This window comes from Streptococcus salivarius (genome assembly GCF_009738225.1).
In the GTDB taxonomy this organism is placed as follows: domain Bacteria; phylum Bacillota; class Bacilli; order Lactobacillales; family Streptococcaceae; genus Streptococcus.
On the sequence record NZ_CP018187.1, the window covers coordinates 585,477 to 598,780 of the forward strand.

General features: G+C 40.8%; 13 protein-coding genes. 7 read left to right on the forward strand and 6 right to left on the reverse strand.

Going from position 1 to position 13,304, the window contains the following annotated elements:
* The first annotated feature begins 108 nt into the window (after positions 1-108).
* From BSR19_RS02965 to BSR19_RS02990, 6 genes are all read left to right on the forward strand, one after another.
* Positions 109-1,107 carry an LTA glycolipid anchor biosynthesis glycosyltransferase, IagA/BgsA family gene (locus tag BSR19_RS02965; RefSeq protein WP_156246537.1) on the forward strand — a complete coding sequence of 333 codons (999 nt, stop codon included), beginning with the start codon at positions 109-111 and terminating at the stop codon, positions 1,105-1,107.
* Entirely contained in the window at positions 1,108-2,430 is a 1,323-nt protein-coding gene (locus BSR19_RS02970; protein ID WP_156246539.1) for a glycosyltransferase family 4 protein, read from the forward strand. It begins immediately after the preceding gene.
* Positions 2,431-2,889: 459 nt separating this feature from the next.
* Entirely contained in the window at positions 2,890-3,285 is a 396-nt protein-coding gene (locus BSR19_RS02975; protein ID WP_156246541.1) for a hypothetical protein, read from the forward strand.
* Between the two features lie 44 nt (positions 3,286-3,329).
* Positions 3,330-5,276 carry a threonine--tRNA ligase gene (thrS, locus tag BSR19_RS02980; RefSeq protein WP_002890325.1) on the forward strand — a complete coding sequence of 649 codons (1,947 nt, stop codon included), beginning with the start codon at positions 3,330-3,332 and terminating at the stop codon, positions 5,274-5,276.
* Between the two features lie 49 nt (positions 5,277-5,325).
* The gene (locus tag BSR19_RS02985; protein ID WP_107372736.1) at positions 5,326-6,264 is read left to right on the forward strand and encodes an alpha/beta fold hydrolase; all 939 of its coding nucleotides are present in this window, start codon (positions 5,326-5,328) and stop codon (positions 6,262-6,264) included.
* Positions 6,265-6,293: 29 nt separating this feature from the next.
* Entirely contained in the window at positions 6,294-7,352 is a 1,059-nt protein-coding gene (locus BSR19_RS02990; RefSeq protein WP_107372737.1) for a DUF3114 domain-containing protein, read from the forward strand.
* Between the two features lie 75 nt (positions 7,353-7,427).
* Here the strand turns inward: BSR19_RS02990 and BSR19_RS02995 are convergent, their stop codons facing one another.
* Positions 7,428-8,594 (reverse strand): dipeptidyl aminopeptidase, encoded by a 1,167-nt coding sequence (locus BSR19_RS02995; protein ID WP_060972440.1) that lies wholly within the window; start codon positions 8,592-8,594, stop codon positions 7,428-7,430.
* 75 nt (positions 8,595-8,669) lie between these two features.
* Between BSR19_RS02995 and BSR19_RS03000 the strand changes: the two genes are divergently transcribed.
* Positions 8,670-8,987 (forward strand): winged helix-turn-helix transcriptional regulator, encoded by a 318-nt coding sequence (locus BSR19_RS03000; RefSeq protein WP_060972439.1) that lies wholly within the window; start codon positions 8,670-8,672, stop codon positions 8,985-8,987.
* Positions 8,988-9,158: 171 nt separating this feature from the next.
* Here BSR19_RS03000 and BSR19_RS03005 read toward each other — a convergent pair whose 3' ends face one another.
* The 5 genes from BSR19_RS03005 to BSR19_RS03025 form a co-directional block, all read right to left on the reverse strand.
* Positions 9,159-9,350: a PspC domain-containing protein gene (locus tag BSR19_RS03005; protein ID WP_002886147.1), complete on the reverse strand. Its 192-nt coding sequence runs from the start codon at positions 9,348-9,350 to the stop codon at positions 9,159-9,161.
* A gap of 54 nt (positions 9,351-9,404) precedes the next feature.
* Positions 9,405-10,082 carry a PAQR family membrane homeostasis protein TrhA gene (gene trhA / locus BSR19_RS03010; protein WP_060972438.1) on the reverse strand — a complete coding sequence of 226 codons (678 nt, stop codon included), beginning with the start codon at positions 10,080-10,082 and terminating at the stop codon, positions 9,405-9,407.
* Positions 10,075-10,524: a DUF1836 domain-containing protein gene (locus BSR19_RS03015; RefSeq protein WP_060972437.1), complete on the reverse strand. Its 450-nt coding sequence runs from the start codon at positions 10,522-10,524 to the stop codon at positions 10,075-10,077. The genes trhA and BSR19_RS03015 overlap by 8 nt, the downstream gene beginning before the upstream one ends.
* A gap of 169 nt (positions 10,525-10,693) precedes the next feature.
* Positions 10,694-11,965, reverse strand: coding sequence for a hydroxymethylglutaryl-CoA reductase, degradative (locus BSR19_RS03020; protein WP_013990948.1), 1,272 nt, complete (start codon positions 11,963-11,965; stop codon positions 10,694-10,696).
* Position 11,966: 1 nt separating this feature from the next.
* The gene (locus BSR19_RS03025; RefSeq protein ID WP_038675548.1) at positions 11,967-13,133 is read right to left on the reverse strand and encodes a hydroxymethylglutaryl-CoA synthase; all 1,167 of its coding nucleotides are present in this window, start codon (positions 13,131-13,133) and stop codon (positions 11,967-11,969) included.
* Positions 13,134-13,304 lie beyond the last annotated feature (171 nt).

The window sequence follows — 13,304 nt, forward strand, 5'->3', positions numbered from 1 at the left end:
AATGCTCGATCTTTTTTAGTGTTGGAATGCCTATCTCATTAAATGAGAAATCAAGATAAAGCCAACTGCAGGATGAAATTTCTACTAAATTAAGCTATAATGAAGAGTATGAAAGTTCTACTTTATCTTGAAGGAAAGTCGGTTCTTGAAAAATCAGGAATCGGACGGGCTCTCCACCATCAGATGCATGCCTTGGACTTGGCGGGGATTCCCTATACAACGGACATCTTGGGTGATTACGATGTCGTTCATATTAATACTTATGGTCCACGTAGTTTGATGTTGTTGCATGCTGCAAAACGCCGTGGCAAGAAGGTCATCATGCATGGTCATTCGACACGTGAAGACTTTGAGAATTCATTCATCGGTTCTAACCTTTTGGCCCCACTTTTTGGGAATTATTTGGCCCACATGTATCAAAAGGCCGATTACGTGATTACACCATCTGAGTATTCCAAAAAATTGATTCAGTCTTACGGAGTTACCACACCAATCATTGCTGTTTCAAATGGGATTGATCTAAAAAAATACGGTAAGGATCCACGTAAGGAAAAAGTTTTCCGAGACTACTTTGGTATCGAGGAAGGACAGCCAGTGGTTATTTGTGCGGGTCTTTATTTCCAACGCAAGGGAATTGAAGATTTCGTCAAGGTTGCCGAAAAGATGCCTCATGTTCGTTTCATTTGGTTAGGGAGTATCAGCAAATGGTTGATTCCTAAGAAGATTCGAGACATTGTCAATGGCAAGCACCCTGATAATGTCAGCTTCCCAGGTTACTTCAAGGGAGCTGTCTTCCAGGGAGCTATGAGTGGTGCTAATGCCTTCTTTTTTCCGTCCTATGAGGAAACCGAAGGAATCGTAGTGCTAGAGGCCTTTGCCAGTCACCAACATGTGGTTTTGCGTGATATTCCTGTTTATGAGGGCTGGGTTGATGACAACTCTGCCTCATTTGGGCATAACGTGGACGAATTTGTAGTAGCCTTGCAAGATATTATCGATGGTAAAGTGGACAAACGTGAAGAAGGTTACAAGGTTGCGGAAAGTCGCTCGATTGATGATGTCGCCCAAAAACTTGTTGAAGCCTACAAAGAAGTATTGGAGATTTAAATGCGTATCGGATTGTTTACAGATACCTATTTTCCACAGGTATCAGGTGTTGCGACTAGTATTCGCACACTGAAGACGCAGTTGGAAAAAATGGGGCATACAGTCTTTATCTTTACCACGACTGATAGAGATGTTGACCGCTATGAAGACTGGCAGATTGTCCGTATTCCCAGTGTGCCTTTCTTTGCTTTTAAGGATCGCCGAGTGGCTTATCGTGGCTTTTCTAAGGCTCTAGAGATTGCAAAACAGTACAAGCTTGATATTATTCACACGCAGACAGAGTTCTCCTTAGGGCTTCTAGGGATTGCCATTGCGCGTGAACTTAGGATTCCTGTTGTGCACACTTATCATACTCAGTATGAAGACTATGTCCGCTATATTGCCAAAGGTATGGTCATCCGTCCAAGTATGGTTAAGTACATTGTTCGTGGCTTTATGAGCGATCTGGATGGGGTTATCTGTCCGAGCGAGATTGTTTATGACCTTTTACTCAAGTACAAGATTGCTGCTGAAAAACGGGTCATTCCAACAGGCATTGAACTTGAGAAATTCCAGCGTCCAGAGATTACCGAAGAAGATGTAGCGGACTTGAGAGCCAAGCTTGGTATTGCTTCGGATGAAACCATGTTGTTGAGCTTGTCTCGTGTCTCTTATGAGAAAAATATCCAAGCAGTTCTGGCGGCTCTACCTTCGGTTTTAGAGGAAGACGATAAGGTTCGGTTAGTTGTTGCTGGCGATGGCCCTTACCTACCAGACCTGAAGTCTCAAGCCAAGAAACTTGGTATTCTGGATAAGGTGGTTTTCACAGGTATGATTGCACCTGGCGAAACAGCTCTTTACTATAAGGCTGCTGATTTCTTCATCTCGGCATCAACCAGTGAGACTCAGGGCTTGACCTATCTGGAAGCCTTGGCTAGCGGTACTCCGATTATTGCTCATGGAAATCCTTATTTGGATAATGTGATTACGGACCAGATGTTTGGAACGCTTTATTATCATGATAATGATTTAGCTGGGGCCATTTTGGAAGCATCCATTGCAACGCCAGAAAAAGACGAGACTAAGTGGGCCGACAAGCTTTATGAAATTTCTGCAGAAAACTTTGGAAAACGTGTCTATGAGTACTACTTGGACCTCACGATTTCTAAGGATTTCCACAATGATTTGAATGGTGAAGATAGTACCATGAAACGCTTGACGCGTATGGTGACTTACTTGCCAACCAAGGCTATTACCTTGCCTGTTAATGGTTCTGTTCGTATCCTCAAAGGATCAGCCAAACAGGTCAAGAAAATCAAAAATATCACGAAACTTTTGGATTAGGAAAGCTATCAGATTTTCCTAGTCAGATAAAATCTTAGAATTGATTAATAAAAGAGATAATTAGCTTGAAAAATTACAGTTTCATGCTATAATAACGCATAGAGACATATCAGTCATGGGAAATCTTTCAGAGAGCGTGTGTCGCTGGGAATCACGCAGAGGACATGATTGGGACTACTCGATTAACTTTTTATGCAAACATAAAACGGTGGCCACGTTAGAGCCAATCAGAGGTGTAGGGCAAACTCATTTTTTGTCGTACACGAACTAAGGTGGAACCACGTTGCGACGTCCTTTTGAGGATGTCGCTTTTTATGTTGTTCGGGATACTTTGAAATTTTTAGAACGTCGAGTATAGATAGAAAAGCTTTACTTTGTGACTAAATATTCTCTCTATTGATTACAAAAAGGACTGTTTAGAATGAAGTGGCACTATCTTTTTAGTTGAAGGAGAATATGATGGGGTTCAAATTTGAAGCTATCAAGGCCTACTTGATTGACCACGGTGTGGATGCTGGTCTTGCTGAGACTATGCACGCTATCTATGCTACCCAAAGACTTGGTGGAACAGCCAATGCCTATTTCCTAATTGTTTTTACAGAAACAGAGATTTTCATTATTTCTATTACACCTTTAGGAAAAATAGGAGATATTATCGCCAAATTTCCTGAAGAGACGATTAAGTCTTATCAGTTTAAAAAACGCTTGTTTATTGGTTATAAACTTCGCATTTTTCTAAATGATGGCAGGGAGCTAGACTTTAATGTCAACAAGATATTGATTGGAGCGGATTGGCATAAGACGGAATTGCAAAGCATCCTAGAAACAAATTATTACAACAAAAAGATTAAATAGAAAGGAAGAAGGGGCTCATCCTTTAGGGCTCTGACATCTTAATTATGATTAACATTACTTTCCCAGATGGCGCTGTTCGTGAATTCGAATCTGGCGTTACAACTTTTGAAATTGCACAATCTATCAGCAACTCTTTGGCTAAGAAAGCTCTTGCTGGTAAATTTAACGGCAAATTGATTGACACAACTCGTGCTATCACTGAAGATGGAAGCATCGAAATCGTGACACCTGATCACGAAGACGCTCTTCCAATCTTGCGTCACTCAGCGGCTCACTTGTTTGCCCAAGCAGCTCGTCGCCTTTTCCCAGATATTCATTTGGGTGTTGGTCCAGCCATCGAAGATGGTTTCTACTACGATACTGACAATGAAGCTGGTCAAATTTCTAACGAAGACCTTCCTCGTATCGAAGAAGAAATGAAGAAAATCGTTAAAGAAAACTTCCCATCAATCCGTGAAGAAGTGACTAAAGACGAAGCGCGTGAAATCTTCAAAAATGACCCATATAAATTGGAATTGATTGAAGAGCACTCAGAAGACGAAGGTGGTTTGACTATCTACCGTCAAGGTGAGTACGTTGACCTTTGCCGTGGCCCACACGTACCATCAACTGGTCGTATCCAAGTCTTCCATCTTTTGAATGTTGCAGGTGCTTACTGGCGTGGAAATAGCGATAATGCTATGATGCAACGTATCTACGGTACAGCTTGGTTCGATAAAAAAGATCTCAAGGCTTACCTTAAACGTCTTGAAGAAGCTAAAGAACGTGACCACCGTAAACTTGGTAAAGAACTTGATTTGTTCATGATTTCTCAAGAGGTTGGTCAAGGTCTTCCATTCTGGTTGCCAAATGGTGCGACAATCCGTCGTGTCTTGGAACGCTACATTGTTGATAAGGAAGTAGCAGCAGGATACCAACACGTCTACACTCCACCAATTGCTTCTGTAGAACTTTATAAAACTTCAGGTCACTGGGATCACTACCGTGAAGATATGTTCCCAACAATGGATATGGGAGATGGTGAAGCCTTTGTTCTTCGTCCAATGAACTGTCCTCACCACATCGAAGTTTACAAACACCATGTGCATTCTTACCGCGAATTGCCTATCCGTATCGCTGAAATTGGTATGATGCACCGTTATGAAAAATCAGGTGCCCTTACAGGACTTCAACGTGTGCGTGAAATGTCACTTAATGATGGTCATACTTTCGTAACACCTGAACAAATCAAAGATGAGTTCCAACGTACGCTTCAATTGATCATCGACGTATACGAAGATTTCAACTTGACTGACTATCGTTTCCGTTTGTCATACCGCGACCCTAAAGATACTCACAAATACTTCGACAATGACGAAATGTGGGAAAATGCTCAAAGCATGTTGAAATCAGCCATGGATGACATGGAACTCGACTACTTTGAAGCAGAAGGTGAAGCTGCCTTCTACGGTCCAAAACTTGATATCCAAGTGAAGACTGCCCTTGGTAATGAAGAAACACTTTCTACTATCCAATTGGACTTCTTGCTTCCAGAACGCTTTGACCTTAAATACATCGGAGCTGATGGGGAAGAACACCGTCCAGTTATGATTCACCGTGGGGTTATTTCAACAATGGAACGCTTTACAGCTATCCTTATTGAAAACTATAAAGGAGCCTTCCCAACTTGGTTGGCACCTCAACAAGTGACTGTTATTCCAGTTTCAAATGAAGCCCACACAGATTACGCTTGGGAAGTTGCTAAACAACTTCGTGACCGTGGTATCCGTGTTGAAGTGGATGAACGTAACGAGAAAATGCAATACAAGATTCGTGCGTCTCAAACACAAAAAATCCCTTACCAATTGATTGTTGGTGATAAGGAAATGGAAGACGGAACTGTTAACGTTCGTCGCTATGGACAAAAACAAACACACACTGAAGCTGTGTCAGAATTTGTAGAAAATATCCTTGCTGATATTGCTCGCAAATCACGCCCAGATGCCGAATAAATCAGAAAGTCGGTTAGCTAAGCTAGCTGACTTTTTAGTAGGATAAAGCATGCACGTTTTTAGGAAAAGACTTTTATTTCTGCTGGGAGCAGTCCTGCTCTTGTTACTGTCTAGCTTTACTTATCACAGATTATCCTTGCAAAGAGAGAAGGCTTCTCTCAACCCTATGGGGCAAATGGTGTCTGTTAATGGCCATGACATGAGCGTCTTTGTAAAGGGGGAGGGGCCACAAACTCTAGTTTTTCTTTCTGGTGCTGGAACAGCCTCTCCCATTCTAGATTTTAAAGACTTGTATGATGGGCTTTCGAAGCAGTATAAGATAGTCGTTGTTGAAAGGGCTGGCTATGGTTACAGTGAGGACACATCTAAGTCCCGAGATGTTTCTGAGGTTCTTTCAGAGACACGACAAGCCCTAGCCAAGGCACAAGTATCAGGTCCTTATATTATTCTTTCTCATTCGATGGCTTCCTTAGAAACGCTTTTGTGGCAAGAAAAATATCCAAGTGAAATACAGGCAGTCATCGGCTTAGATTGGTCTCTACCAGAGAGTTATTCGCAATTGAGAATGCATTCCCAGATTTTACGTATGGCTCGTTTAGGAAGTCAATTAGGTCTTTTAAGGTATATACCGAGTCGCTTATATGTGCCTAATGAAAATCTAAGTAGTAGTGATCGACGCCTCTATCAACGAATAGCTTATCGTCAAATACTGTCACAAGCTATGTTAAATGAGAGCCTATCTGTTGAGGAAAATGCTAAAAAGGTTGATGCTAAGATAAATTCACAAATCCCCACCTTACTTTTGGTTTCTAATGGAGAAGGCACGAGTTTTAGCAAGGAGGAGTGGCGAAATTATGCGGCCAGATTTGCAAAGGATCAGAAAAATATCGAACTGACTTTTTATGATGCCCCACATTATCTTTATCACTATCAGACCAAAGAGGTAGTTGCTAAGATAGAGGAGTTCATAAAAGGGACCACTGATTAAACTAACTTATGTTATTGAGGAGAGATGAGATGCTCATAGGCTCAAAAGCCTTTTCTAGCTTATGGAAGGAATGGCAAAAGGAATACCAGCCACTGCAGGTGCTGAAGTTATTGCTTGCTTATATAGAGATGCCAGAGGATCTATCTGGGGAGATAAAGGAGACTCAGCGTTTATTATCCTATTTTGACCCTGACTTGGCGCCTCATGATGCTTTCTGGAAGGATGTTGCCAGGTTAGTAGATTTGGCTTTTCCTGAGGACAGCTTATCTAAAAAATTCTCTATTGAGCGACAAATCCATCAGTTACGTTACCTGATTTCTAGTCAACAGGCCCAGTATGTGAGGACACATTATAAAAAAACAGGGATGACAGACAAAGAAGCTTTAGCTGTCTATCTCAGATGGAAACCTTTCACCATGTTTGATCAGGGGCGTCTGCACCAAAAGATTTCTTTCTGTGATGGCAAGGGGATTTATCCAGATGGAATTCCTAGTGTTAATTTAAAAATTCTTCTCTATAATCGGATTGAGTTTATTTTGGATAGTCAGGGAAATTTTCTCAATGAGGTCGATGCGGAGCAGGTGACTGAGAGTGGAGTGGTTAATGGTGCTAGTTTCAACTATGGCAATTTCAAGCGCCACTGGCAACTGGATGTGGAGCCGGTTCAACCACATGATCCTGCCTTTCGTAATCGGATGACCAAGGGTTTTCGATCACCCAACAAATTGAGAAAGAAGTGGGGCCGAAAAGAGCCTGAGTATTTTGACAGGTCTTTTTACAATCCAAATGGTATCTATGCTCAGTCACACAGATCTTTGGCTAATGATGTCAAACGTCAAGCCAGACTTTTTCTCGCCATGGTTTATGGCTTTAAACCAGTTCAGAAAAAGCAATCAAAGGAGGTTTATATGTCTAATCAACCACAAAACAATAAAGGGACAGCGGTTCTAGGATCACTAGTATTTATGGCCTTATACGCCCTAGGTATTTGGCACAATGCTGTCCGAGGAAATATTCCTTTCCTTATTCTATGGAGTGTTTTACTCTTAGTTAACGTCAGCTATTTGATTTTCCGCTTGAGAAAATAAAAAAAGAAAGTGATATGGACCTAAATGGTAAGAAATTTAGGTCTGTATCACTTTTTGTTTACATATGTCTATAAATTAAGGCAACTCTATTTCACTTAACCATTCAAAGATTTCATCATTACTATCAAAAGCAGAACCATTCTGACAGTGGAGGTCGCTTGAGTAGTTTTCTTTATCAAAAATGATTAATTTTTTCTCTTTTGACGGTATGGCTTCAAAATACTTAAATCCTAGTTGTTTATCGTAATACATATCATTAGTGGATAAAAGTACAAGAACAGGCCCTGAAATAGTTATCTCCTTAAATTCTTTACATCGTTTTATTAAAGAAGATAGTGAGGGTTCTCCAAAATTCCACTTTGCCTGTTCAACTTGCCAATTTAAAAACTTATTTCTTTGTATGTAAAACATAGCTAACTTTTCAAAAAAACTTGGTATCTCATCATCAATGAAACGATGGAATATTTGAGAGATACTATTTTTAAAGGATTCTAGGACACTTGGAAAATAATTATATAAAACAATACTATCAAATAAGTCATTTTTATTTCCTTGTGCGCGAGCCATTAGCAAACCGCCCAAGGATAGACCAATTCCGATAAAAGGTTTAGAAACTTGATTTTCGTAGTAATTAATTATGGCTTGGCAAACTTTTTCCCAATTAGGGATAAATGGAAGATGATGTTCTCTAAGGACAGAGGATTGACCTGGTCCCTCAAAAATGATGACATTATAACCTTCTTCGATTCCTGCAACAACATTTGTAAAGTAAAGTTCTTCTAACAAGGCATCGAAACCACCACAGATAAAGAATGTTCCTTTGCACGTTTTTGTCTTATGAGTGAAATAAAGAGAACGTAATGAGATATTCTCATATGGAATCATTTCCAAACGATAAGGGATTTCTAACATCTTGAGCCCCTCATAAAAATATTGAACTGATAATTGGTAGACGTCTATTTTTCTTTTATCCAAAGGGGAAAGAAAAAATTCAGAGGCTTGAAAATAACGACTGGCTCGCAAAAAAGCATGTCCTTGACTAATTTTAGAAGAATATCGTTGAGTACGTTTTAATAGTTTTTCAGCACCGTTTTTCCAGCCATGATACCAAGATTCGTAGTTGCCGTCTTTAATTTGTTGACAGATATTTTCAACCTCGGCAAAGTCACTTCCACCTTTAGGGCAGTACCACATGACACGTCGTGCTTCAAATTCGAATTCTTTTGTTTTAAAAAATACCATGCTTTACTCCTTTCGAAATGTAGTACAATAGTAACAGACTTTAATAATGAGAAAAAGAAGGTACCTAAAAGTAACATGGAAAACGAAATCTGTTTACGCAAGCTTGCTCAACCCTTGTTAGGGAAATGGGCTGTATTTATTATTTTAACTTTAGAAAATGAGACACTCCATTTTGCGGAACTTGAAAGAAGGTTGAAAACAATATCTAGAAAGGTTCTTGCTCAAAATCTTCGTGAGTTAGAGTCAATTAACATAATCAGTCGTGAAGGTGTAGCTAGTACGGGTTCTCCAGTTTATTACGGGTTAACCGATTTGGGAAAAGATTTCTTACCACTTTTATATCAAATAAAAAAGTGGATTAGAGACCATGATGACTTGCTTTCACGAGAATAAGGTCATTTTTGCTAATATTAAACATATAGTGGAGCTTCCTAGATTCCTGAAATCATCCACTGAACAATTTCATCTAAGGTCCGGTATTATTTAAGGAAATTTCAAAAATTTTATCTTCAATCTAAAAAGGTTTACCAATTGGCAAACCTTTTTTGTATCTTCAATTATAGCTTACCACTTGCTTTCTTCTGGGATAATAATCCAGCAAATGATGTAGAAAAGAAAACCTGTTCCAAATAAGAAGATCGCTGCAGCCCAAATAAGGCGAATAATGACAGGGTCAATGTCAAGATATTTAGCGATACCAGAACAAACACCGGCAATAATTTTGTTGTTTGGATCTCTTCTGAGTTCTTTTTTCATATGATTTACCTCCGTACTTCCTTATTATACCATAACACCTTGATGTCTTTGACTTTAAGGAAGCATAAAGTAGACAATCCCCATATATTGAAGAGCCGAAGCCAACATGATGAAGAGGTGCCAAATCATGTGGAAGTATGGTTTTTTCTTAGCATAGAAAGCTGCACCAACCGTGTATGACAATCCTCCAGCAAGCATGAGTCCCCAAAAGGCAGGTCCTGTCTTAGTGACGATAGCTGGAATAATGAAGATAACCAACCATCCCATCATCAGATAGAGGAAGAGGGAGAATTTTTCATTGATTTTTTTAGCAAAGATTTTGTAGAGAATACCAAAAATTGTTGTTCCCCATTGGAGGACGATGATGCTGTAGCCTAGCCATCCGCCAACCAGTGAGAGGGCAACAGGGGTGTAGCTTCCAGCAATGGCGATATAAATCATGCTGTGGTCAATAATTCTTAGAACCATCTTGTGGGGTGAGTTATAATCCATAGCATGATAGATGGCTGAACTCAAAAACATGAGGAAGAGACTGATGACAAAAACGGACATCCCGATGGCAGCAGTCATGCCGTAGCCGTTGTTGGCATGAACAGCAGTAATTGGCAATAAGACTAGCATGGCCATAGCTCCGACGGCGTGAGTCACGCTGTTAGCCACTTCCTCACCAAAGCTAAGTTTTTTACTGAGTTTGAGGTTGGGAGAAGTATTAAAAGTAGCAGTATTAGACATTGTTTCCTCCTTCAAGGTCGTTCAAAAGTTGATGGGTAGCTCGGTAGTATTGAAGCGTCTGACAGGCTGAGAGTATGACTTGCGGAGCCTCTTGGGGAAACTGACCATTCATACAGGCTACAAAGTCATTGTAGTAACTCTTTTGACTTTCAGCATCTGTTCGTAGGATTTCCAAGGTTTTAGCAATCTCAGAAATCTCAAAGACGGTCTTTAGACTAGTGATGACAATAAGTCTAGCTACCTGAGCAGCATTATATTTTTTCTTGATGGGTTTTGCGACATGGCCATGTTTGACATAATTATTGACCATAGAGGCGGTTAGCCCCTTGTCGTTTGGTCCCAAAGTGCTTTGGGTGACCTGATTGACATAGAGCAAAACCTGATCCAAATAGAGTTCAATCCCTGGTAATTCTTCCCAGAGAGGGTATTGTTGTGTTGTCAAATTATAAAAACCTCTTTATCTAGTTTTCATAACTAGATTATAACATTATAGAAATTCAAGTCAAGTCAGAACTTGTGAGATATGAAAAAGATGTTGAGATAAAATTTCCAACATCTTTATTTTTTATGTGATAAGGCAGAGTGATATTTTATTGCTTCATATTCTCTTTTTATGGGGTTCTGAGTTTCTCCAAAATTGCTTGTGCAGTTTCTTGGTTCATATGTTTGGCCTTGAGAAGTTCAGCCAAAACTTGAGGCATTTCTTCAGGACTGGCCCCAGCTAACAAAGCCAGGGATTTGGCTTGGAGTTTCATATGTCCTGCTTGTATTCCTGTTGAAGTCAGAGCTTTCAGAGCAGCCAAATTTTGTGCCAAACCAAGAGAGACGATGATACTGGCTAGGGTTTTGGCATCTGGATGATTAAGCAAATCATGGGCGATAGAAGCACTAGGGTTAAGTCCGATAGAACCGCCACGGGTTGCGATTGGCATGGGGAGGGATAATTCTCCAACTAGTTCCTTAGATTCCTGATTATAAGTCCATGTGGACAGACCTCGGTAGCTACCATCCTTGCTTGCATAGGCATGGCTACCGGCCTCAACTGCTCGCCAATCGTTTCCGGTCGCGATAACTAGGGCATCGATACCATTGAAAATTCCCTTATTATGGGTAGCTGCTCGGTAGGGGTCCACCTGAGCCAGTTGGCTGGCCATCTCCATTTTCTTAGCCAGGTCATGTGCCTCTTCCTTATTACGACTGAGGAAGCGTGTGCTAAGACGACAAGTCGCTGTCACAAGACTTTCAGTGGCTAGATTTGAGAGAATAGCCATGAGGCTTTGACCTTCTGACAGGTTTTCTAATTCTGGCACCAGGGCTTCCATCATGGTGTTGACCATATTGGCTCCCATGGCTTCTTGGGTATCAACGGCTAGATAGACAATGAGGAAGTCTCCTTTAGTCTCAGTCCAGAGCTTGCGAGGGCCGCCCCCACGCTTAACAATAGAAGGGTGAGCCTCTTTGGCAATCTCTATAAGGTCCTGACTGGCTGCTTGAATTTTGCTTGAAGCATTATCCTTATCAGGAACGTCAAAGAGGGCAACTTGGCCAATCATTTGACGGTCATGGATTGTAGTCGTGAAACCACCAGAACGCTTAATGAGCTTGCTAGCGTAGGAAGCAGCAGCCACAACTGAGGGTTCCTCGGTAACCATGGGAACCTGATAGGTCACACCATCTACCAATACATCTGGGCAAATGGCAAAGGGGAGTGTGAATCGACCAATGACATTTTCAGCCATCTGATTGGCTGTTTCAAGGGTGAGTTGTTGGTCCTTATCCAGAAGATCTTGATTTTCCTGAGACAAAAGAGCATTCGTTTTCAAATGCTCTTTACGTTCTTGCGGTGTCTTCTTGGAAAAACCAGTCCAAGAGAGTTTAGTCATATTAATGTCCTTTATAGATACGTTGGTGTTCAGAGATTTCAGCTAAACGGAAAGCTCCGGTTTGGTAATCAGCGAATTGAGTAGAACCAGTGTCATCCAACTGCGCCTCCTCATAGAAAAGTTTTTCATAATCAGCAACGCTTAATTGTTGACGTTTGGCAAAGGTATCTAGGCGGTCCGAACGAAGCAGGTCTTTGTAACCTTCAACCAGACGTCCTGAGAAAATTTCAGAGACAGCTCCAGAACCGTAAGAGAAGAAGCCAATCTTATCTCCGGCTTTAAGGTCTTGCGACTGTTCAAGCAAAGAAAGAAGTCCAAGATAGAGTGACCCTGTATAGATATTCCCAATTTGACGACTATAGGTAATTGAAGCATCGAAGTTATTTGTCAGACGCTCTTTGTTCTCTGGATTCAAATCTTTTGGAATAATCTTATTAAGTCCCTTAAGAGCTAGCTTAGGATAAGGAAGATGGAGACAAAAAGCAGCAAAATCAGCAAAGTTAGCCTGATGGCGTTCTTGATAAGCTACCCAAGTTGTCTTCAAACTGTCAAGGTACTGTTTGGTTGAATAGATGCCTTGAACATAAGGCGTTGAACTGTAGTTTGGACGCCAGAAGTCCATGACATCACGAGTTTGTGCCACATTATCATCAGCAAGTTCCAAAATACGTGGATTCTGACTGACTAGCATAGCTACAGCACCAGCTCCCTGAGTTGACTCCCCAGAAGATCCGACACCATAGCGGGCAATATCACTAGCGATAACCAGAACTTTGCTATCTGGGTGAGTTGCCACATGCAACTTAGCATAGTTAAGTCCAGCAGTTGCAGCGTAACAAGCTTCCTTCATTTCAAAAGAACGAGCAAAAGGCTGAATACCTAAAAGACTGTGGACATAGACAGCAGCAGCCTTAGACTGGTCAATGGAAGACTCAGTAGCTACGATGACCATATCGATAGCATTTTTGTCGTCGTCATTTAAAATATCAGCCGCCGCATCAGAGGCAAGCGTCACAATATCTTCTGTAATCGGCGTAATACTGGTTGCATCAAGCATCAGCCCCTTGCTGAATTTTTCAGGCTCCGCCCCACGGGCAAGAGCGAGATCAGCCATGTTTAGAACATATTGACTGGTCGCAAAACCAATCTTATCAATTCCAATAGACATATGATGTTTCCTTTTTTTCTTCATTGTAGAGTATCCAGAAGATACTAATCTATAGTGATTTTACCATAAAAGAGCGCTTTCGCCTTGAAAAAACTTTGATAGTTAGTTATATCTCATTTTTTGATAGGAACTAGGGGATTTTAAACGACTTACTTTGGGTATTGCCATAGC

Coding starts and splice junctions, on each gene's coding strand:
- BSR19_RS03000 (WP_060972439.1), top strand. CDS start 8,670: ATGGAAAACGAAATCTGTTTACGCAAGCTTGCTCAACCCTTGTTAGGG.
- BSR19_RS02975 (WP_156246541.1), top strand. CDS start 2,890: ATGGGGTTCAAATTTGAAGCTATCAAGGCCTACTTGATTGACCACGGT.
- BSR19_RS02985 (WP_107372736.1), top strand. CDS start 5,326: ATGCACGTTTTTAGGAAAAGACTTTTATTTCTGCTGGGAGCAGTCCTG.
- BSR19_RS02970 (WP_156246539.1), top strand. CDS start 1,108: ATGCGTATCGGATTGTTTACAGATACCTATTTTCCACAGGTATCAGGT.
- BSR19_RS03005 (WP_002886147.1), bottom strand. CDS start 9,350: ATGAAAAAAGAACTCAGAAGAGATCCAAACAACAAAATTATTGCCGGT.
- thrS (WP_002890325.1), top strand. CDS start 3,330: ATGATTAACATTACTTTCCCAGATGGCGCTGTTCGTGAATTCGAATCT.
- BSR19_RS02965 (WP_156246537.1), top strand. CDS start 109: ATGAAAGTTCTACTTTATCTTGAAGGAAAGTCGGTTCTTGAAAAATCA.
- BSR19_RS02990 (WP_107372737.1), top strand. CDS start 6,294: ATGCTCATAGGCTCAAAAGCCTTTTCTAGCTTATGGAAGGAATGGCAA.
- trhA (WP_060972438.1), bottom strand. CDS start 10,082: ATGTCTAATACTGCTACTTTTAATACTTCTCCCAACCTCAAACTCAGT.
- BSR19_RS02995 (WP_060972440.1), bottom strand. CDS start 8,594: ATGGTATTTTTTAAAACAAAAGAATTCGAATTTGAAGCACGACGTGTC.
- BSR19_RS03025 (WP_038675548.1), bottom strand. CDS start 13,133: ATGTCTATTGGAATTGATAAGATTGGTTTTGCGACCAGTCAATATGTT.
- BSR19_RS03020 (WP_013990948.1), bottom strand. CDS start 11,965: ATGACTAAACTCTCTTGGACTGGTTTTTCCAAGAAGACACCGCAAGAA.